Origin of the sequence: uncultured Roseovarius sp. (assembly GCF_913054395.1) — a bacterium.
Taxonomy (GTDB): Bacteria; Pseudomonadota; Alphaproteobacteria; order Rhodobacterales; family Rhodobacteraceae; genus Roseovarius.
Genome location: NZ_CAJXIP010000054.1, coordinates 1 through 21,809, shown reverse-complemented (window position 1 = coordinate 21,809; position 21,809 = coordinate 1). Strand labels below are relative to the sequence as shown.

Annotated in this window: 17 protein-coding genes; 8 read left to right on the top strand and 9 right to left on the bottom strand. The window is 61.5% G+C overall.

All coding sequences use genetic code 11. The features are described from left to right. On the bottom strand, positions 1-1,190 hold a 1,190-nt coding region (gene glyA / locus QZ522_RS09475; RefSeq protein WP_294610307.1), incomplete at its 3' end, for a serine hydroxymethyltransferase. Positions 1,191-1,364: 174 nt separating this feature from the next. On the opposite strand from glyA, the gene QZ522_RS09470 reads away from it, so the two are divergent. Then, complete coding sequence (locus QZ522_RS09470) at positions 1,365-2,126, top strand: NAD kinase (RefSeq protein WP_294610304.1); 762 nt, start codon at positions 1,365-1,367, stop codon at positions 2,124-2,126. Positions 2,127-2,253: 127 nt separating this feature from the next. Here the strand turns inward: QZ522_RS09470 and QZ522_RS09465 are convergent, their stop codons facing one another. The 4 genes from QZ522_RS09465 to QZ522_RS09450 form a co-directional block, all read right to left on the bottom strand. Next, on the bottom strand, positions 2,254-2,616 hold the full coding sequence (locus QZ522_RS09465) for a nuclear transport factor 2 family protein (RefSeq protein WP_294610301.1): 363 nt from the start codon (positions 2,614-2,616) through the stop codon (positions 2,254-2,256). Between the two features lie 192 nt (positions 2,617-2,808). Beyond that, a complete protein-coding gene (locus QZ522_RS09460) occupies positions 2,809-3,492 on the bottom strand; it encodes a Crp/Fnr family transcriptional regulator (protein ID WP_294610298.1) in 684 nt (227 codons plus the stop codon). 327 nt (positions 3,493-3,819) lie between these two features. Next, positions 3,820-5,709, bottom strand: coding sequence for a propionate-CoA ligase PrpE (gene prpE / locus QZ522_RS09455; protein ID WP_294610295.1), 1,890 nt, complete (start codon positions 5,707-5,709; stop codon positions 3,820-3,822). 218 nt (positions 5,710-5,927) lie between these two features. Further along, positions 5,928-8,219: an NADP-dependent malic enzyme gene (locus QZ522_RS09450; RefSeq protein WP_294610292.1), complete on the bottom strand. Its 2,292-nt coding sequence runs from the start codon at positions 8,217-8,219 to the stop codon at positions 5,928-5,930. Between the two features lie 208 nt (positions 8,220-8,427). On the opposite strand from QZ522_RS09450, the gene upp reads away from it, so the two are divergent. After that, on the top strand, positions 8,428-9,060 hold the full coding sequence (upp, locus tag QZ522_RS09445; RefSeq protein ID WP_294610288.1) for a uracil phosphoribosyltransferase: 633 nt from the start codon (positions 8,428-8,430) through the stop codon (positions 9,058-9,060). 65 nt (positions 9,061-9,125) lie between these two features. After that, a complete protein-coding gene (locus tag QZ522_RS09440; protein WP_294610284.1) occupies positions 9,126-10,406 on the top strand; it encodes an SPOR domain-containing protein in 1,281 nt (426 codons plus the stop codon). Positions 10,407-10,423: 17 nt separating this feature from the next. On the opposite strand, the gene QZ522_RS09435 is transcribed toward QZ522_RS09440, so the two are convergent. From QZ522_RS09435 to QZ522_RS09425, 3 genes are all read right to left on the bottom strand, one after another. Further along, positions 10,424-11,422, bottom strand: a complete 999-nt coding sequence (locus QZ522_RS09435; RefSeq protein WP_294610282.1) for a type I glyceraldehyde-3-phosphate dehydrogenase — start codon at positions 11,420-11,422, stop codon at positions 10,424-10,426. A 132-nt stretch (positions 11,423-11,554) separates the two neighbouring features. After that, positions 11,555-12,217, bottom strand: coding sequence for a Hint domain-containing protein (locus QZ522_RS09430; RefSeq protein WP_294610279.1), 663 nt, complete (start codon positions 12,215-12,217; stop codon positions 11,555-11,557). A gap of 196 nt (positions 12,218-12,413) precedes the next feature. Beyond that, entirely contained in the window at positions 12,414-13,055 is a 642-nt protein-coding gene (locus QZ522_RS09425; RefSeq protein WP_294610276.1) for a sulfotransferase family 2 domain-containing protein, read from the bottom strand. Between the two features lie 75 nt (positions 13,056-13,130). Between QZ522_RS09425 and htpX the strand changes: the two genes are divergently transcribed. From htpX to QZ522_RS09400, 5 genes are all read left to right on the top strand, one after another. Next, on the top strand, positions 13,131-14,000 hold the full coding sequence (gene htpX / locus QZ522_RS09420; protein ID WP_294610310.1) for a zinc metalloprotease HtpX: 870 nt from the start codon (positions 13,131-13,133) through the stop codon (positions 13,998-14,000). An 84-nt stretch (positions 14,001-14,084) separates the two neighbouring features. Then, a complete protein-coding gene (locus QZ522_RS09415) occupies positions 14,085-14,567 on the top strand; it encodes a thioesterase family protein (RefSeq protein ID WP_294610273.1) in 483 nt (160 codons plus the stop codon). A gap of 105 nt (positions 14,568-14,672) precedes the next feature. Then, positions 14,673-15,632 (top strand): ABC transporter permease, encoded by a 960-nt coding sequence (locus QZ522_RS09410; RefSeq protein ID WP_294610271.1) that lies wholly within the window; start codon positions 14,673-14,675, stop codon positions 15,630-15,632. Beyond that, positions 15,629-16,507: an ABC transporter permease gene (locus tag QZ522_RS09405; protein ID WP_294610268.1), complete on the top strand. Its 879-nt coding sequence runs from the start codon at positions 15,629-15,631 to the stop codon at positions 16,505-16,507. The genes QZ522_RS09410 and QZ522_RS09405 overlap by 4 nt, the downstream gene beginning before the upstream one ends. 1 nt (position 16,508) lies before the next feature. Beyond that, positions 16,509-18,536: an ABC transporter ATP-binding protein gene (locus QZ522_RS09400; RefSeq protein ID WP_294610265.1), complete on the top strand. Its 2,028-nt coding sequence runs from the start codon at positions 16,509-16,511 to the stop codon at positions 18,534-18,536. 127 nt (positions 18,537-18,663) lie between these two features. Here the strand turns inward: QZ522_RS09400 and rpoC are convergent. Continuing rightward, the coding region (gene rpoC / locus QZ522_RS09395) for a DNA-directed RNA polymerase subunit beta' (RefSeq protein ID WP_294610262.1) at positions 18,664-21,809 on the bottom strand (3,146 nt) is incomplete at its 5' end.

The window sequence follows — 21,809 nt, the reverse complement described above, 5'->3', positions numbered from 1 at the left end:
ACAATCATATCGGCGATCTGGCGGAACTCTGCTTCACCAAATCCACGTGTGGTGCCAGCCGGAGTACCCAGGCGCAGACCCGAAGTGACCATCGGCTTTTCCGGGTCAAATGGGATGCCGTTTTTGTTGGTGGTGATATGGGCGCGGCCGAGGGCCTTATCAGCGATGTTGCCTGTGACGCTCTTAGGGCGCAGGTCAACCAGCATCACGTGAGTATCGGTGCCACCGGTGACAATGTCCAACCCGCCTTTGATCAGTTGATCGGCCAATGCTACCGCGTTCGCTCGCACCTGCTTTTGGTACTCTTTGAACTCGGGGCGCAGGGCTTCTCCAAAGGCAACAGCCTTGGCGGCGATAACATGCATCAGCGGGCCGCCCTGGATGCCGGGGAAGATTGCCGAGTTGACCTTCTTGGCTATAGCCTCGTCATTGGTCAGGATCATGCCTCCGCGTGGGCCACGCAGGGTCTTGTGGGTGGTTGTGGTCGCAACATGTGCGTGTGGGAACGGCGAGGGGTGTTCACCTGCTGCAACAAGGCCTGCGATATGCGCCATGTCGACCAGTAGGTAAGCGCCGACCATATCGGCAATTTCACGGAACCGGGCAAAGTCGATCTGGCGTGGGATGGCGGAACCACCGGCGATGATCAATTTGGGCTGATGCTCGGTGGCAAGCGCCTGCACCTGATCGTAGTCAATCAGGTTATCCTGCTTGCGCACACCGTATTGAACCGCGTTGAACCATTTGCCCGACTGGTTGGGCGCCGCGCCATGGGTCAGGTGACCGCCGGCATCAAGGCTCATGCCGAGAATGGTATCGCCCGGCTGAAGCAGCGCCTGAAACACGCCCTGGTTGGCCTGGCTGCCCGAGTTCGGCTGAACGTTGGCAAACGCACAATCAAACAGCTTGCAGGCCCGCTCGATCGCCAGATTCTCGGCAATATCGACATATTGGCAGCCGCCGTAATAACGCCGTCCGGGATAGCCTTCGGCGTATTTGTTGGTCATCACGCTGCCCTGCGCTTCCATTACGGCGGCAGAGACGATGTTTTCAGAGGCGATCAGCTCGATCTCGTCGCGCTGACGGCCAAGCTCGGATGTGATCGCGCCAAAAAGTTCTGGATCGCGCGACGACAGGGATTCGGTGAAAAAGCCTTGATCCGCAACAGGCTGGTTTCCATCATGGGGCATTGTGACAACTCCGGCAGGGGTGAATTTCATGGATTTCCTATAGGAAACCTGAACGCTTTGAAAGAATGTAAAGCGACGAAATCCCACGTCTGAACGGCATGGCTGGTCTATGGGTGGAATTTATGGTTCGATCCGCGACATACCTTCGCCCTTTGGAAACAGGACCACCGCCGCATGACCCGCAAGATCGCCTTTGTTGCCAGCGACGCGCCCACCGCACAAAGCGCGCTTGAAGCGTTGACCCTGCGCTTTGGTCAGGTCCCCGAGGCCGAGGCCGACGTGATCGTGGCGCTTGGCGGAGATGGTTTCATGCTCCACACATTGCATCGCACGCAGAATCTCGACATCCCGGTTTATGGCATGAACCGCGGCACGGTCGGCTTTTTGATGAATGAATATAGTGAGGACGACCTGCCCGAGCGGCTTGAATCAGCCGTCGAAGAGGTCATCAACCCGCTGTCGATGCGCGCGGAATCGCGCGATGGCAAAATTCACACGGCCCTTGCGATCAACGAGGTCTCGCTTCTGCGCGCAGGCCCGCAGGCCGCCAAGCTGCGCATAAGCATCGACGGGCGGCTGCGCATGCAGGAACTCGTCTGCGACGGCGCACTTGTGGCCACCCCCGCCGGATCGACCGCCTATAACAATAGCGCGCATGGCCCGATTTTGCCGATCGGCTCGGATGTTCTTGCACTGACGGCGGTGGCGGCGTTCCGGCCGCGCCGCTGGCGCGGGGCGCTGTTGCCCAAGGCCGCCGTGGTACGCTTTGACGTGATCGAGCCCGACAAACGCCCGGTGATGGCCGATGCCGATAGCCGTTGGGTCGAAGACGTGCTCTGGGTCGAGATCAAATCCGAAGCCAGCATCTCGCACCGTATCCTGTTTGACCCCGGCCACGGCCTTGAAGAACGCCTGTTGCGCGAACAGTTCACCTAGGCCATAGCCAATTGCTTGCCTGACATTTTCGAATGAATGCCAGGGCCCGAGGGTCAAGGTCAAATCACAGTGCAGGTTCCAACAGGCGGCGCGCGGCTCGGTTGACGGTTGCGGAACCGCTAAAAACCTAGAACGCGGCCTTCCACTGCTCTGTGTCAACGAACCAGCGTTCCTCATAAATTTTACCATCGGCGATCCGGAACAGCACACTGGACTGGGTGCCGCCAGGAATCTTGTCGCTTTTCCAGTCGACGACCGAGACGACGTCTTCGCCATCGCCGACCTGGCGAACGCCCGTCACCGTAAATCCGGGCGGGACGGCCGCGCCAAGATTCGAGAGTGCCGCGTGAATTGCCGACGCCCCCTCAATTACATCATTTTGGCCTGGGATCACAAGGATTGCCTCGTCTTTATAATCGGCAATCAACGTGTCCCAGTCCCCCTTGGAGACCAGTTCCCAACCTTTCGCGATCATTGCAGCACAGGACATTTTGACGATCCTTTCATATTGCGCAGGCAAAAAGGATGAGCGCCAGCAAGCGAATCGTCAACTTTATGGGGGCTTCACCCATTGCGACATTCATCGCCCTGTGTTCATGCTTCTCCCAAAAATGATGATTGCGGCGGAAAATCAGGTGCTGAATTCTCGTGCAGTGCATTTGCACGCGCTCTCAGGAGGGCCTCACTCCGTGCCGCCGGCGACCTCCAAAAGCGCCGCCGGATTGCTCAGCACAAGCCCCCTGCCATGTCGCGCGACGATGCCGTCCTGTTCCCATTCGCGGATCTGGCGATTGACGCTTTCGCGCGTCAGCCCCACCAGATCGCCTAGATCGGATTGCGAGAACCGCTCGGACAGGCGACGGCGGCCATCCGGCATCGGCTCGCCCCATTTTTCCGAAAGATGCAGCAAAAGCCGCGCGAGCCGAACCCGCCCATCCGCCAGCACATGTGCGGTATACATCGCCGAAGTCTCGCGCAGCCTTCGGCAGAGTGTCTCGATCACGCCAAGCGCGGCCTCGGGATTGTCCTGCAACAGCGCACCGATCTGCCCCCGCGTCATGACAAGCCCCCGCACCAGCGTCGCGGCCACCACATCGGCGCTACGCGGGCCGCCATCAAACGCGGCCAATTCCCCGACCATGTCCCCGGCCCCGAGGTGCGTCAGGATTGAGCGGCGTCCGTCGCTTGAGGTGCGGCTTATCTCGACCCGGCCCCCGGTAATCAACATCATCGAGCTGTCATTATCCCCGGTGCCATAAATCGTCGTTCCGGCCGCAAACTCCACAGCGCGGCCATGGCGTTCCAACAAGGCACCAAACCCAGTGCCCAAGTCTTCCGACCCACCCGCATCCAAAGTTAACGGCATATTAAAAAAACCCTAATTATTATCACACCATGTGAGGTGTATCACAGCGCAGCGCGCCTAAACCTGCAATAGTTGTTTTGCGTCTTGTGTTTCTGGGTGTCCCAAATCCTTTTTATCATCCCATAATTTGCCCGCCGATGGACAGGACGCACCGGTTCGGCAAGGCCCTGTACGTTCTTCCTGCAGGTGCCCGGATCGGTAAAGCTGTCTGGCCCGGCGTTTGTGAGTACGTCGCGCCAGACAGCGCAATATTGAAGACCCAATTTTAATACCATAAAGGCCCCGGTTTCAAACCGGGGCCTTGTTTTCATTTCCGATCCCGGCGCTTTACTTCGCCATACCGAGGCGTTGCAGCGCGACCTTGATCTCATCCAGGATGGCCGGATCATCAATCGTGGCGGGCATCTTGTAGTCCTGCCCGTCGGCGATCTTGACCATGATCCCGCGCAGAATCTTGCCCGAGCGGGTCTTTGGAAGGCGATCCACCACCACGGCAAGCTTGAACGCGGCGACCGGCCCGATCTGATCGCGGACACGCTTGACGACCTCTTTGACAACCTCGGCCTCATCACGATCGACGCCGCTATTGAGACAAAGGAAGCCAACCGGTGCCTGCCCTTTGAGGGCATCGCTGACCCCTATCACAGCGCATTCGGCAACATCCTCGTGACCGGCAAGCACCTCTTCCATTGCCCCCGTCGACAGGCGATGCCCGGCAACGTTGATCACATCATCGGTGCGCGCCATGATGTAAAGATAGCCATCCTCGTCGATCATCCCCGCATCGCCGGTCTCGTAATAGCCCGGAAAAGTGGTGAGATAGGATTTGCGGAACCGCTCTTCGGCATTCCACAGCGTCGGAAGCGTCCCCGGCGGCAACGGCAGCTTGACCGCAATCGCACCAAGTTCGCCGGGCTTCATCGGGTGGCCGCCCTCGTCAAGGATCTGCACGTCATAGCCGGGCATAGCCACGGTGGGCGAGCCGATCTTGACCGGCAACGCCTCGATCCCCGCGGGATTGCCCGCAATCGCCCAACCGGTTTCGGTTTGCCACCAGTGGTCATAAACCGGCACGCCCATCTCGCGTTGCGCCCATTCAATGGTGTCGGGATCGGCCCGCTCGCCCGCCAGATAAAGCGCGCGCAGGCAGGAAATGTCGTAATCCCTGAGCAGCAACCCCTTGGGGTCCTCGCGCTTGATCGCGCGCAGAGCGGTCGGCGCGGTGAAAAAGCTGCGCACGTTATGCTCTTCGATCACCCGCCAGAAGGTGCCTGCGTCCGGTGTGCCGATCGGCTTGCCCTCGAAGACGACGGTGGTATTGCCGTGGATAAGCGGTCCGTAGCAGATATAGCTGTGCCCCACGACCCAGCCCACATCCGAGGCCGCCCAGAATACATCGCCGCGATCGACATTGTAGATGTTCTTCATCGTCCAGTTCAGCGCCACCAGATGCCCGCCGGTGGGCCGCACCACGCCCTTGGGCGCCCCGGTGGTGCCGGAGGTATAGAGGATATAGGCGGGATGATCGCCCTCTACCGGCACGCATTCGGCAGGCTGCACCCCGTATTGGAAGGCATGCCAGTCGTGATCGCGCCCCTCTTCGAGATGCGCGACCTCTTCCTCGCGCTGAAAGATGACGCAGAATTCGGGCTTGTGCTCGGCCTGTTCGATGGCCCCGTCAAGCAGCGGCTTGTAATGCACCACGCGACCCGGCTCTAGCCCGCAGGAGGCGGCGATGATCGCCTTGGGCGTGCAATCGTCGATCCGCACCGCCAGCTCATGTGCAGCGAAACCGCCAAAGACCACCGAGTGGACCGCGCCAAGCCGCGCACAGGCCAGCATCGCCTCAAGCGCCTCGGGGACCATGGGCATGTAGATGATCACCCGGTCGCCCTTTTCGACCCCCCTCGCCCGCAAGGCACCGGCCAGCCGCGCCACCCGCGAACGAAGCTGCGCATAGCTGATCTTCTGCTTGATGCCGGTGATCGGGCTGTCATAGATGATCGCGGTGCGGGCGCCGTTGCCCGCCTCGACGTGACGGTCAACCGCGTTGTAACAGGTGTTGACCTGCGCATCCTTGAACCATTCGTACAAAGGGGCGTTGTCATCGAAAAGTGCCTTGCTGGGCTTTTCAACCCAGTCAATCGCCTCGGCCGCCTGCATCCAGAACGCGTCAGGGTCTTGCTGCCAGGCTTCGTAAACCTCTTTGTATCCCATGGTATCCTCCTCCGATCCGTTGATTATGTGTTAGGGATCGTCTGCCCCTGCGGCAAGCATGTTGCGCAGCGGCGTGGCAGATTACCGCATGAAATTTGCAGAACTACGGGAAAAGGGCTTGCAAATTTTTGCAAACCCTTCCCGTTTATGCGCTTATCCGGGATCTTGGCGCGTTTTTGCAAAACTGCAAAGCAATTTCGTGCAAACCCGCCGATTCCCTATCCGTAATGCGCCACCGGCGTGCCGGCGATCGCGGCCATGTTCAAAAGGCCCCGCGCGGTGATTGACGGCGTAACGATATGCACACGGTTGCCCATGCCCATCAGGATTGGCCCGACCTCAAGCCCGCCTGCCTTCATCTTGAGGATATTGCGCACCCCCGAGGCCGTATCCGCGTTCGAGAAGATCAACACATTTGCCGCCCCCTGCATCCGGTTGCCCGGCAAGAGCCGTTCGCGCAGGTCCGCATCAAGGGCCGCATCGACATTCATCTCGCCCTCATAGCTGAAGTCGCGCGGCGCCCGATCCAGCAGTTCGATCGCGGCCCGCAGGCGCTTGCCGGAATCGCTTCCCTGATTGCCGAACTGCGATTGCGAACAAAGCGCCACCTTCGGCTCAATCCCGAAACGGCGCACGTGCCGCGCGGCGCCAATGGCGGTCTCGGCAAGGTTTTCGGGCGTCGGCGAGACCCTGACATGGGTATCCGCGATAAACAGCGGACCATCCTCGAGGATCATCATCGAAAGCGCGCCATGCGGGGAATACTCTTCGCTGCCAAGCACCTGCGTCACGTAATTCAGATGCCAGCGATATTCGCCGAACGTGCCGCAGATCATGCTGTCGGCCTCGCCGCGATGCACCATGACCGCGCCGATGGCGGTGGTGTTGGTGCGCATGATCGCCTTGGCCAGATCGGGGGTCACGCCGCGCCGCTGCATGATTTCGTGATAGCTCCCCCAATAATCACGATAGCGCGGATCGTCCTCGGGGTTGACGATGTTAAAGTCGCGTCCGGGGCGGATTTCAAGCCCCATCCGTTCGCACCGTTGTTCGATCACCGAGGGGCGCCCAATCAGAATGGGCTGTTCGGTGGTCTCTTCCAGAATGGCCTGCGCCGCGCGCAACACACGCTCATCCTCGCCCTCGGTAAAGACGATCCTGCGCGATGCGGTCGCCGCGGCCTCGAACACCGGACGCATCAGCAAGGCGGATTTGAACACGCTCGCGTCAAGCTTTTCCTTATAGGATTTGAGATCGGCAATCGGCTTGGTCGCAACGCCGGTTTCCATCGCCGCGCGCGCCACCGCCGAAGACACGATCCCCGAAAGACGTGGATCAAACGGTTTCGGAATCAGGTAGTCGGCGCCAAAGGTCATCTGCTCGCCCTGATAGGCGGCTGCGGCCTCGGCGCTGGTGCTGGCGCGGGCCAGATCCGCAATGCCCTGAACACAGGCGACCTGCATGGCGTCGTTGATCTCGGTGGCCCCGGCATCAAGCGCACCGCGAAAGATGAACGGAAAGCACAGCACGTTGTTGACCTGATTGGGAAAGTCGCTGCGTCCGGTGGCGATGATCGCATCCGGCACCGCCTCGCGGGCAAGGTCAGGCATGATCTCGGGGTTGGGATTGGCGAGGGCAAAGACGATCGGTTGCGCCGACATCTTCCGGACCATCTCGGGTTTCAGGATATTGGGACCAGAAAGACCAAGAAAAAGATCGGCCCCGTCAATCACCTCGTCCAGCGTGCGCAGGTCACTTTTCTGGGCAAAGGCGGCCTTTTCGGGGTTCATTTCGACCTCGCGGCCCTCATAGACCAGCCCGTGAATGTCGCACAGCCAGACATTCTCGCGTTTGACCCCCAGCTTGAGCAACATGTTGAGACAGGCAATGCCCGCCGCACCACCGCCGGTCGAGACCACCTTGATCTCGCCGAATTTCTTCTTCGCCACATGAAGTGCGTTGGTGGCGGCCGCCCCGACAACGATGGCGGTGCCGTGCTGATCGTCATGAAACACCGGGATGTTCATCCGCTCACGACAAATTCGTTCAACGATGAAACAATCGGGCGCCTTGATGTCTTCAAGGTTGATCGCACCAAAGGTCGGCTCCAGCGCGCAAACGATCTCGGCAAGCTTTTCCGGGTCGCTTTCATTCACCTCGATATCGAAACAGTCGATATTGGCGAACTTCTTGAACAGGACCGCCTTGCCCTCCATCACCGGTTTTGACGCCAAAGCGCCTATGTTTCCAAGGCCCAGAACGGCGGTGCCATTGGTCACCACGCCAACAAGATTGCCGCGTGCGGTGTAGCGGCTGGCCGTGGCCGGGTCTGACTTCATTTCAAGACAGGCCTCGGCCACGCCGGGGGAATAGGCCCGCGACAGGTCGCGGCCATTGGCCATCGGCTTGGTTGCGCGGATTTCAAGTTTACCGGGCCTGGGGAATTCGTGGTAATCCAGCGCCGCCTGACGCGCATTGTCCTTATGGGTGTCGGTATGGGTGTCGGTCATGATATTCTCCCCCTCAAACCAAGTAGTTTAATGTTAAACTACCTCATCGGCCCGCTCATATCACGCCGCACCGATTTTTCAAGTCTCAGCTTGCACGCGCAGGCGGCCGCGCGCAATGGCGTTTGCCTTGCCCACGTCGGCGTTGCCCTTCGCAACGTTTTCTGGAATGAAAGACAAACCGAACGGCCGCGCACTCAAAGGACCGCCAATGACCCAGCATCTTACCATCGTCGATCACCCCCTCGTGCAACACAAACTTTCCCTGATGCGTGAAAAGGAAACCTCGACGGCGGTCTTCCGGCAGTTGCTGCGCGAGATCAGCCAATTGCTTGCCTATGAGGTCACCCGCGAGCTTCCGATGACCACGCGAGAGATCGAGACGCCGCTTCGCAAAATGGACGCCCCGGTGCTTGCCGGACGCAAGCTGGCGCTGATTTCAATTCTGCGCGCGGGCAATGGTCTGCTTGACGGCATGCTTGAACTGATCCCCTCGGCGCGGGTCGGATTTGTCGGCCTCTACCGCGATGAAGAAACCCTTCAGCCGGTCAAATACTACTTCAAAGTCCCTGAAAATCTGGGCGAGCGCCTTGTCATCGTGGTTGACCCGATGCTTGCCACCGGCAATTCCTCGGCTGCGGCGGTGCAGATGCTCAAGGATGCGGGCGCCAAAAACATCCGGTTCCTGTGCCTTCTGGCCGCCCCCGAAGGCGTTGCCCGCATGAAGGAAGCCCACCCCGATGTACCGATCGTCACCGCCGCCGTCGATGAGCGGCTTAATGACAAAGGATATATCCTGCCGGGACTAGGGGATGCGGGTGACCGAATGTTTGGCACAAGATAAGCCATAAACTGTTTACTAAACGGCAAGAATACGGCAATCTTCCCTCAACTGTATCCGAGGGTAAAATGAACCTGCCGAGACTAGCCCTTATCGCCATGGCCGCCACCCTGTTGGGGGGTGTGGATGGCTCTGCCCAATCGCTGCGCAATGCGCCGACACCCGCTGAATTCCCGCCCCCCTCCTATCAGGGGCGGCAATATGTGGATAGCAGCGGTTGTGTGTTCATTCGTGCGGGTGTTGGGACCAATGTAACCTGGGTGCCGCGCGTATCGCGGGATCGCAAGGCACTCTGCGGATTCCAGCCGAGCCTGGCCCAGACCACGCCACCCGTAGCGGCCCCGGTCCCGACCAAGGTGGCGACGACAGCCCCAGCCCCGGTCAAACCTGCTCCTGTCAAACCCACCCCGGTCAAACCCGCAGCCGCCAAGCCGGTGAAACGCGCCGCCGTTGCGTTACCCGCGGCCCCCAAGCCCGCGCCCCGTCCGCTAAAGACGGTCACAACGCCCAAACCCCGGACAACCGCCGCGCGCGGTGTCACCATCGTCGCGCCCGACCCCGCACGCACCGCCTGCGCGGGCTGGACCGGGGTTTCGGCGGCCTATATGGTACAATACAAGGGCTCTCCCGTGCGCTGTGGCCCGCAGACCAGCCCGCATGTGACCTACGTCAACCGCCCCGCGAGAACCGGGTACGTGACCACGACCGCCCCGCGCAGACCGGATACAGCCGGAACCTCAGGGCATATCGGGCGGACAACCCGCGTCGCACCCGCCCGCATCTATGCCAAGCAGCAAAACAGCGTGACCGGGGTTTATGTGCCCGAAGGCTATGAACCGGTTTGGGAAGATGACCGCCTGAACACCAGACGCGCGCATCAGACCTATGCCGGGATGGACCAGATGGAAGCGATGTGGACCAATACCGTGCCGCGTCGGCTCATCAACCGGCGCTCGGGACATGATGTGACCCGCAATTCCCCCGGCCTTCGCCCCGCCTACACCAGCGCAGAACAACAGCGCCCCGATGGTTTGACCGTTGCAACCAACGACCGGGCCGCCCACACAGCGCGAACCACGGTCTCGACACGCTCGGTGACCGGCAAAATCGCAGGCGCGGCAAGCCACCGCTATGCGCAGGCCGGGATTTTCGCCGATGCCGCCCAGGGCAAGGCCGCCGCGCAAAAGATCGCCCGCGCCGGGCTTCCGGCGCGTCGCGGCACGTTTAACCGGGATGGCCGGGTGCTGACGCTGGTGCTGGCCGGGCCGTTCAAGACCCAGGCACAGCTTGACGCTGGGGTCAGCAAACTTGGCAGCCTCGGCTTTGGCAAGGTGGTGTTGCGCAAGTAATCAAGCGGCGCGGCGGGCTAGCCCCGCCGCCCGATCAGCCGGGCCATATCAAGCATCCGGCACGAGAACCCCCATTCATTGTCATACCAGCCAAACACCCGAAGCAAACCGCCAACCGACACCGAGGTTTGCGGTCCGCTCAGGATGATCGATTCCGACCGGCCGCGCAGGTCGGACGAGACCAGCGGCTGTTCGGTCCAGCCCAGATAATCATGCGACTGCGCCGCGTCCTTCAGACAGGCGTTCACCCTATCCTGACGAACCTCGGCGCGGGTCTGAACGGTCAGGTCGATGCAGGACACGCTCGCGGTTGGCACGCGAATGGCGCGTGCCTCGATCCGGCCCTTCAGGGCAGGCAGGACAAGATCGGTCTGGTGCTGTGCACTGGTGGTGGTGGGCACCATCGACAGGGCGGCGGCGCGGCTTCGCTCGGGGGCGGCGCGTGGCTTGTCCACGGTGGGCTGGCTTCCGGTATAGCAATGCACGGTGGTCATCTGGCCGCTGATGACGCCAAACGCCTGGTCCAGCACCTTGAGAAGTGGCGCCAGGGCATTGGTCGTGCACGACGCATTGGAAATTATGAGATGATCGCCAAGTGCCTCTTCATTGGCCCCCATCACCAGCGTGATATCGGCCTCGGCCGAGGGCCCGGATACGAGAACCGCCTTTGCACCGGCGGCCAGCCCGCGTTCGGCCATGGCACGCTTACCGCCCATTCCCGTACATTCCAACACCAGGTCAACGCCCGACAGATCAAGCGATCGCAGATCGGATTCACCGTGAAACGGTATGCTGCGGCCACCCACAATCAATGACTTTGCTGCCGTTCCCACCTGCCCCGGCCAAGGGCCGAAAACGCTGTCATACTGAAAGAGATAGGCACAGGTTGCGAGCGGCTCGATCTCGTTGATCAACACAAGCTCGAAATCCGCCGCATCGCGCATGAGGATACGCAAAAGCGTGCGCCCGATCCGGCCAAAGCCGTTGATAGCTATGCGGATGGGTTTATGCGCCATGGGATCCTCCAAAGTGACAGGTCAACAAGGCTGACATTGTGACCTGGCAGAGGATTCGGCCAGAGCTGAAATGCAATTTGATCAAAAATTCGGGCACTCCGCCCCGACCCTTACCCGCTCGCGGGCCCTGTCTCAGGCGGGGGCGAAGATGGGATCATTGGGGGCAAATGCCGCCGCAGCCTCAAGCGTCGTGGTCAGGCGCCGCGCCTCATTGATCGGCAAAACGGTATAGGCCGAGGCGTCTTGCAGGTTCAGCGCGTAATCCAGAAGGTCATGCGATGAGGGGCACAGGAACATCAATCCGTGTTCCGCGAAAACCACCTGCTCCTCGTTGAAATGCAACGCAATCACCTCGGCGTCGGGTGCGGGCGGCACCCGCGATACCCCGTCGGCCCCATCCAGCGCCACCGCGAGCAAAAGCGCAAAGGGGTCGCCCCAGATCGCCTCGGCGGCATCACTTTCGAGCATGATCACCTGATGCGGCAGGATACTGAACGCGCCCCGCGTGCCCAAGGCACCGCGCGCAAGTTCCAGCGGCCAGTACTTTTGGGGGCATGCCTGGTTACCGTTCCAGAGCGGTTGGCGGCGGACACAACTCAGCGGTTGCAACCCGTTGTCAAAGGTCAGGATACGATCCCCGGATGTCAGCGCCTCGACCGGACGCCAGCCCGTGGCCGTAGCAACCTTCGTGCCCGACACCAGCCCGGCCATCACGCCTCCGGGTTCCTGCGCCATACCGGTCGGCGCGGCCTCCCCGACCGGTTTTTCCATTATCGAGCCAATCCACCCCAGCATCGATCACCCCATATTCATTTCCAAGCACCTGTGACAGCAGACAGATGCAGCATCGCCCTAATTCGATAAGCCACGGTTAACGTGACCGGATGTGGCCCGAAAAATGGTGGAATCACGGCATCGTTTCCCCTGCGCCAACAGCCTGCTGTCATACCTGCTATTAGGTGAAAACCGGGTTCAATCCTATGAAAACATGTCAGAAAACATAGCCAAACCGCGCGATGTCCTCTGCCGCGATTCGCCCCAAAAGGGCGGCATCGGCGGGGCTGTAATAGCTGCGGTAATCTGCGTGATCGGATGTATTGGCGCGGGGCAGGTCAAGCCGGAATCCAAGGTGATCCCAAAGCGGCGCGGCATCCTCTTCAAGATGTTCAAGCCGGATATAGCTGGTGCAATATTCCACCCCGTCCGCAGCGGTCATGTAGGCCCTTGCGGGGTTCGCCCTCCATGCCTTTTGCGTCACCGGGGCGTTCACAAATCCGCTGAAATCCTGCGCCTGCGCAAGGCGCACCGACGGGTGATCGAACCCCTGCCCGCGCAACCAGTGATAATAGCTCACCATCCGGTCCCAAGGGTTGCGCACCAGCGTAAAGGTAAACGCCTCGCGGATCGTCCCGAGGCCGACAAGCCCGTCAATATCCGCCAGCGTCGCATGCTTCCAGAGCCGCCCCGCCGCCGCGACCCCCTTCAGGCGTCCAGCCCGCCGCCGTGCCTTGGGCGTGTCCCCGATCAGGATGTCATCGGCCATGGCGCGCCCCTCAAGCGCCAGCGCCATCGAGGTGCCGCCGGTCTTGGGGATATGAACAAAGATAAGGCGGTGCCCGGATGAGATGATCATGCCCCTACCCTAACCGCTTGTCGCGCGGCTGAAAGCCCCCATATAGCGGTGGTGTAATTCGGGGATTAAGCCATGATGGGATATCTGCGCACGGCCGTGTTGATGGCGGCAATGACGGCGCTTTTTCTAGGGATCGGCGCGCTGTTGGGCGGCACCGGCGGGGCGGTGATCGCGCTGGTGATCGCGCTCGCGATGAACGCCTATACCTGGTGGAACTCCGACCGGCTTGTATTGCGGATGCACGATGCGCGCGCCCCGACCGGCCCCGAGGGTGCCGCCTTTGAGCGGATGGTACATGCCATGGCCGACCGCGCGGGCATGCCTCGGCCAAAGGTCTATATCCTGCACAACGATCAACCCAACGCCTTTGCCACAGGGCGCAATCCGCAAAACGCCGCCGTGGCCGCCACCACCGGCCTTCTGACCCGGCTGAGCGAGCCGGAGATTGCCGCCGTCATGGCCCATGAACTCGCCCATATCCGCAACCATGACACGTCGATCATGACCATCACCGCCACCTTTGCCGGCGCAATCTCGATGCTGGCGAATTTCGCGCTGTTCTTCGGCAACAACCGCAATAATTCGCTTGGCTTTATCGGCACGCTGGCGCTCATGGTGCTGGCCCCTCTGGCGGCGGGCCTGGTACAGATGGCCATCAGCCGCAGCCGCGAATACGAGGCCGACCGCATCGGGGCCGAAATCTGCGGTAATCCGCTCTGGCTGGCCTCTGCGCTTGAACGGATATCGGGGCTGGCTGCACGGATCGACAACGACAGCGCCGAGCGCAATCCGGCGACGGCCCATATGTTCATAATCAATCCGTTGCATGCCCATGCCCGTGACCGGCTGTTTTCCACCCACCCGGACCCCGCCAACCGCATCCGCGCCCTGCGCGAGATGGCGGGCACGGCGGCTCAGGCCGGGGCATCCGGCCCTTGGGGATAGCACCGCGAGAAATCCGCACGCCATTGCATACCGCCCCTGATTTCCCGTAAAGAAGGCGCGATCTTCAACGAAAAGAGCGCCCCCATGTCCGATGCATCTCCCTTCATGTCCTCTTTTCACAGCGTCGAAGAGGGCTGGATCGACTTCAACGGCCACATGAACATGGGCTATTACACCGTGCTGTTCGACCGCTGCGCAGACGAGGCCTTTGCCGAAATGGGCTTTGGCCCGGACTATGTCAAAGCGCGCGGTCACAGCACCTTTTCCGCCGAGTTTCACATCCGCTACCTGCGCGAGATCAAACTTGGCGACCGGGTGCGCAGCACGTTCCACCTGCTCGCCCACGACGAAAAGCGCTTTCACAGCTTTCAGGAACTCTATCATCAGGACGGCTGGCTTGCGGCCACCGGCGAGGGGATGACCCTGCATATCGACCTCTCGGGCCCGCGCGTCGCGCCGATGCCAGACGACATCCTGCGCCGGGTGCGCGCCATGGCCACCGCCCATGCCGCCCTGCCTGTGCCAGAAGGCGTCGGTCACAAGATCGCGATCCCCGCCAAAGCATAGGCTATATGGCCCCCATGCCAAAGCAAACCCTCTCGACGCGCCCGACCCCCATGCGCTAGGCTCTGAGTCGGATACTCTGATCCTTGCAAGGCGGGCCCGGCCGATATGATCCCACTGCTTTTCCGCCGTCTGGCGCTTGGATTTGTCACCGTCTGGCTTGTCTCGGTCATTATTTTCCTCGGGGTCGAGGCCCTTCCGGGCGATGCCTGCACCGCCGTTCTGGAACGCGACGCCCATGGCGAGGCTCTTGCAAAATGCCGCACCGATATGGGGCTCAATGCCCCCGCCCTCGCGCGCTATGCCGATTGGGCCGGCGCCGCCCTTCAGGGTGACTTCGGGGTTTCGGCCAATGGTCAGGAAAGCATAAGCCAGATCGTCGGCTATCGCGTCCGCAATTCCTTGTTGCTGGCCACTGGCGCCCTAAGTGTCGGAATCCCCTTGTCTATTTTCCTTGGGACAATGGCCGGCCTGTGGCGCGACAGCTGGATTGATATCCTGTTTTCCAGCGGTGCGATCTTTGCCATGACGATCCCTGAATTTGTCGCCGCAACCATCCTGATCCTGCTTTTCGCGATCTGGCTTGGCTGGGTCCCGGCCATCGTGCTGACCCCGGCAGACGCTCCACCGCTGGAATTCTTCCCCGAATTCGTGCTGGCGGCGGTGGTTCTGACGATGATCATGATCGCCCATATCATGCGCATGGTGCGCTCTTCGGTGATCGACGTCATGGCCAGCGATTATGTCCAGATGGCCACGCTCAAGGGGGTGCCCTATTGGCAGATCGTATTCCGCCACGCCCTGCCCAACGCCCTCTTGCCCGCGATCAATGTGATTGCCCTGACGGTGGCCTGGCTGTTGGGCGGCGTGGTGGTGGTCGAGGTGGTGTTCAACTATCCGGGGTTGGGGCGACTTTTGATTGATGCGATTTCCGACCGTGACCTTCCGGTCGTTCAGGCAATCACGATGATCGTCGCGGCCACCTATGTGGGCGTGAACCTTGTGGCCGACATCCTCGGGCTCTTGCTTAACCCGCGCCTGCGCAGTCACCACATGGGACACCGATGACCGCGCCCGCCGCTCCGGTACGGCGCACGCGCGCCCTGACAACCTTGCGTGACATGGCGGCGCGGCCCTCGGGCGCCATCGGGCTTACCCTGATCACCCTGCACCTGATAATAGCCCTGATCAGCCCCTGGATCGCGCCGTTCGATTACAAGGAAATGAACTCTGCGGTGATCCTCGGCAACCCCGGCGCCGGACATCTTCTGGGCACCGATCATCTTGGGCGCGACGTGTTCACCCGTGTCCTTCTGGGTGGACGCGAGGCCCTTTTGGTCACCGGCATCGCCACGCCGATCGCCATGCTCTGGGGCGGCATGCTCGGGGTTCTTCTGGGCCTGCGCGGCGGCTGGATCGACGAGGTGTTGATGCGGCTTGTCGATGCGTTTCTGGCGCTGCCCGGCATCCTGCCGCTTCTGGTTCTGATTACCGTCTTTGGCAGCGGCAACGAGGTGCTCACCCCGACGCTTGCGTTCTTCTTTGGCATCCCGGTGATCCGCGTCGCCCGCGCCGCCGCACACGAGGTGGTCGCCCGCGATTTCATCTCGGCCGCGCGCGCGCGCGGCCACAGCCCTCTCAGCATCGTGCGCCGAGAGATTTTGCCCAATGTCACCGACACCCTTCTGGTCGAGGGGGCAATGCGCTGGTCGTGGATGCTGCTCGGATTTTCCGCACTGTCGTTTCTGGGCTTTGGCGTAGCCCCGCCAACGCCCGACTGGGGGCTTATGGTATCGGATGCGCGGGTTTATATGTCGCTCGCGCCCTGGGGTGTCCTGGGACCGATGATCGCCCTGTCCTCTCTCATCATCGGGATCAACCTGACCGCCGATGCCCTGGCCAAGGCCCTTGGGCTTGATCAGGGCCGAAAGGCGGTGATCTGACATGACCACCCAGCCGTTGATTGACATACGCGGGCTCTGCGTCGGATTTCGCGGCCGCTCGGGCAGCATGCTTCCGGTCCTGCACGGGATAGATCTTCAGGTCTGTCGTGGTGAAAGCATCGGCATTGTCGGCGAAAGCGGGTCAGGCAAAAGCACGCTGGCCCTCGCGGCGATGGGATATCTCAAACATGGCCTGCAAAGAATCTCGGGCGAGGTGATCTATAACGGCGCTGATATGTTTACCCGCACCGCAGCAGAGCTTGCCCGGATACGCGGTGGCCAACTTGGCTTGATCCCGCAGAACTCGGGGCAGGCCCTGACGCCAACCCTGCGCATCGGCCGCCAGCTTGATGAGGCGCTGCGCCTGCATTGCGCATTGCCCGCAGGCGCGCACACGGCCCGTGCCATCGACCTGTTGACCCAGGTGCGCCTGCCTGATCCGGCGGCCATCCTGCGCCGCTATCCGCACGAGCTGTCAGGCGGGCAACAGCAGCGCGTCGCCATCGCCATGGCCCTGGCCGGCGAGCCGGATGCGCTTTTGCTCGACGAGCCGACCACCGGCCTTGATGTGACGACCCAGGCGCATATCCTTGAACTGCTGCGCGATCTGGCCAGAACACGGAACATGGCGATGGTCTATGTCAGCCATGATCTCGGCGTCATCGCGCGGGTCTGTGACCGGGTGCAGGTGCTTTATGCCGGGGAAACCGTGCTTGAAGGGCCAACGCGCGCCGTGCTGAAAACCCCAGCGCATCCCTATGCGCGCGGGCTTCTGGCCTCGATCCCGCGGCTCGGCGAAAGCACCCTGCCGCGTGCCCTGGAAGGACGCCCGCCTTCGCCCGGCAGTGACAGGACCGGCTGCGCCTTTGCGCCGCGCTGTGCGCTTGCGACGGATCATTGCCGCGCCATACACCCCCCGATGGTACAGGGCGGGACGGGACAGGAAAGCCGCTGTCTTTACCCCGAGCAGATCGCGCAAATGGACATGAGCGGAAGCGGTGCACCGCTGTCCTGCTGCCCCCGGAACAGCCCCCTGGCCCTTGCCCTTGACACCATCGCGATCCGCTATGACCGCCCCGGCTCCTTTGCCCGTTTCATGCCTGCGCGCCCAGGCCCCCCGGCCACCGTGGATGACATCACCCTGACGATCCCGCAGGGTGAGACGCTGGGACTGGTTGGCGAATCCGGAAGTGGCAAATCCACCATCCTCAAGACGATTGCGGGGCTTTTACCTCCGGCGCAGGGTCGGATCACTCTCGGTGACGGCACCGCACTTGCCCCTCGCGTCGACAAGCGCCCCCCAGATCAGCTTCGCCGCATTCAGATGGTGTTCCAGAATCCCGACGAAAGCCTGAACCCCCGCCACAGTGTTGCGGACATCCTGGCACAACCGCTCAGCCTCTACTTTGGCCTCGCCGGACCCGAGTTGCGCCGCCGTGCCACCGAGGCGCTGGAAACCGTGCGCCTCGGCGCGCATTATCTCGACCGCCGCCCCGGTCAACTTTCGGGTGGCGAAAAGCAGCGCGTCGCCATCGCCCGCGCCTTTGCCGCCGCCCCCGAAATCGTGCTCTGCGATGAAATCACCTCGGCGCTGGATGTCTCGGTCCAGGCGGCCGTGCTTGAGCTGCTCAATGATCTCAAGGCGCGCCACAAGACGACCTTCGTTTTCGTCAGCCATGACCTGACCGTCGTGCACGCCCTGTCGGATCGCGTCGCCGTTCTCTACCAGGGGCGCCTGTGCGAAATCGGCCCCTCGGCGACGGTCTATGCCGCGCCCTCGCACCCCTATACCGAGGTGCTGTTGAACGCGGTCCTAGAACCCGATCCGGATCACGCCCCCCATCTGCTGACCGCAGACGTCGCGGAACTCTCCCCGCCTGCATGCGGCTGTCCGTTCCAGCGGCGCTGCCCCGTGAAACTGGGACAGCGCTGCGATACCGATACACCACCCTGGCAAAAGGGCGCGGACGGCCACGCCATCCGCTGTCATATCCCCCTTAGCGAATTGAACAAAACCGGTCGGGGATAAGATGCCCCATGGGCTTCTTCTTGGCCCAAATACTCAAAACCCGACACCGCCCCCCGCAACCGGTCCGCAATAAAAAAGGGCCCCGCCATCGCTTGGCCGGGCCCTTTTCTTTTTCTATGCGTCGCGCTTACTCGTCGCGGCTCTCCGGTGTGTCCACCAGATTGTCGAACTCGTCACCGCCGACAACATCATCTTCAACCACCGGCGCGGCAAGAGCGGCCGCAGCGGCGGCTTCTTCCTGACGGGCCTCGATCACGACGCTGTCGCGTGCGGTCGCGATACGGCGCATCTCCTGGGTGGCACCACCGGTGCCGGCCGGGATAAGGCGGCCAACAATGACGTTCTCCTTGAGACCAACCAGCTTGTCGCGCTTGCCCTGTACCGATGCTTCGGTCAGCACGCGGGTGGTTTCCTGGAACGACGCCGCCGAGATGAAGCTGCGGGTTTGCAGGCTGGCCTTGGTAATCCCGAGAAGGATCGGCTCGCCCTGTGCCGGACGTCCGCCTTTCGAGATCGCCTTCTCGTTGGCTTCATCGAATTCGACCTTGTCCACATGCTCGCCCTTGAGAAGCGTGGTATCGCCGCTGTCCTGGATTTCCCATTTCTGCAACATCTGGCGGACGATGACTTCGATGTGCTTGTCGTTGATCTTCACGCCTTGCAGGCGATAAACCTCTTGCACCTCGTCGATCATGTAGTTCGCCAGCGCCTCGACACCCATGATCCCAAGGATGTCGTGCGGCGCGGGGTTGCCGTCCATGATGTAATCACCCTTCTGGACAAAATCACCTTCCTGAACCGGAATGTGCTTGCCTTTGGGCACCATGTACTCCACCGGCTCCATCGTTTCGTCCGCAGGCTCGATGGTGATGCGACGCTTGTTCTTGTAGTCGCGGCCATAGCGAACGTAACCATCGATTTCCGCGATTATGGCGTGATCCTTGGGGCGGCGTGCCTCAAAGAGTTCGGCCACACGCGGCAGACCACCGGTGATGTCCTTGGTCTTGCCGCCTTCGCGCGGGATTCGCGCGATCACGTCACCTGCATGCACCTCCTGGCCTTCTTCGACCGCGAGAATGGCATCGACTGACATCGGGTAGGTCACCGGGTTGCCCGCATCGTTGCGCATCGGCTCGCCATCGGCGCCCACGATGAACACCTCGGGCTTAAGCTCGTTGCCCTTGGGGGCCGCGCGCCAGTCGGTGACGATCTTCTGGGTCATGCCGGTCGCGTCATCGGTCACGTCACGCACGGCAACGCCGCTGACGAGGTCGACGAATTTCGCGGTCCCGGATTTTTCGGCCAGGATCGGCAGGGTGTAGGGATCCCATTCGAACAGTTTCTGACCGCGCACGACCTTGGCGCCCTCTTCGACGAAGAGACGTGTCCCGTAACCCACCTTGTGGCTGGCAAGTTCAACGCCCTTCTCGCCGATGATCCGCAACTTCATGTTCCGGCCCATCACGAGGGTTTCACCGTTCGAATTGACCAGGGTCTGGGGCTGATCATAAGTGATCGTCCCCTCTTGGCTGGCTTCAAGGAACGACTGTTGGCCACCCTGTGCAACGCCGCCGATGTGGAAGGTCCGCATCGTAAGCTGTGTGCCCGGCTCGCCGATCGACTGTGCCGCGATGATACCCACGGCCTCGCCGATGTTGACCATCGTACCGCGTGCCAGATCGCGACCATAGCACATGGCGCAAACGCCATCCTCGGCCTCGCAAGTCAGCGGCGAGCGCAGACGCACGGTTTGCACCGCAGCTTCTTCAAGCATGTCGGCCATACGTTCGTCGATCAACTGGCCCGTGGAAATCAGGACCGCTTCGCTGACCGGGTCAACGATATCTTCGGCCGCAACACGGCCCAGCACACGTTCGGCCAGCGAGGCCACGATTTCACCATCGTTGACAGCCGCTTCAACCGTCACCGCGCGCTCTGTGCCGCAATCATGCTCACGCACGATACAATCCTGCGCCACGTCCACCAGACGACGGGTGAGGTAACCCGAGTTCGCGGTTTTCAGAGCCGTATCAGACAGACCTTTCCGCGCGCCGTGGGTCGAGTTGAAGTATTCAAGAACGGTCAGGCCTTCCTTGAAGTTCGAGATGATCGGCGTTTCGATGATGTCGCCGTTCGGCTTGGCCATCAGGCCGCGCATGCCGCCCAGCTGTTTCATCTGAGTGACCGAGCCACGCGCACCGGAGTGGGCCATCATATAGACCGAGTTGGGCTCCATCACGGCGCCGTTTTCGTCTTTACGTTCGGCCGAGATGGTCCCCATCATCGCCTCGGTGACCTGGTCGTTACATTTCGACCAGGCATCGACGACCTTGTTGTACTTTTCGCCCTGAGTGATCAGGCCGTCCATGTACTGCTGTTCAAAGCCCTTCACCTGACCGCGGGTTTCCTCGACGATGGTCCATTTGGTATCAGGGATCACCATGTCGTCCTTGCCGAAGGAAATCCCGGCCTTGAACGCTTCGCGGAACCCAAGGGTCATGATCTGGTCACAGAAGATGACGCTCTCTTTCTGACCGCAATAGCGATAGACGGTGTCGATGACCTGCTGCACTTCCTTCTTGCGCAGAAGGCGGTTCACAAGGCTGAACGGCGCTTTGGCGTTCTGCGGCAAAAGCGCCCCAAGACGCACCCGGCCCGGCGTTGTCTCGACGCGGGTGATGACCTCGTTGCCCTCGTCATCAATCTGCGGCACGCGTGCCGTGACGCGCGAGTGCAGATGCACCTCGCCGGAATCCAGCGCATGCTGGACTTCTTCGATCGACGAAAACACCATGCCCTCGCCCTTCATGCCTTCGCGCATCAGCGTGACATAATAGAGGCCAAGGATCATGTCCTGCGACGGAACGATGATCGGCGCGCCGTTGGCGGGGGACAGAACGTTGTTGGTCGACATCATCAAGACACGCGCTTCAAGCTGGGCTTCCAGCGAAAGCGGCACGTGAACAGCCATCTGGTCACCGTCAAAGTCGGCGTTGAAGGCCGCACAGACCAGCGGGTGAAGCTGGATCGCCTTGCCTTCGATCAAGACCGGCTCGAACGCCTGAATGCCCAGGCGGTGAAGCGTCGGCGCCCGGTTGAGCATCACCGGATGCTCGCGGATCACCTCATCAAGGATATCCCAGACCTCGGGGCGTTCCTTTTCCACCAGCTTCTTGGCCTGCTTGACGGTCGAGCTGAGGCCCTTGGCCTCGAGGCGCGAATAGATGAACGGCTTGAACAGTTCGAGCGCCATCTTCTTGGGCAGACCGCATT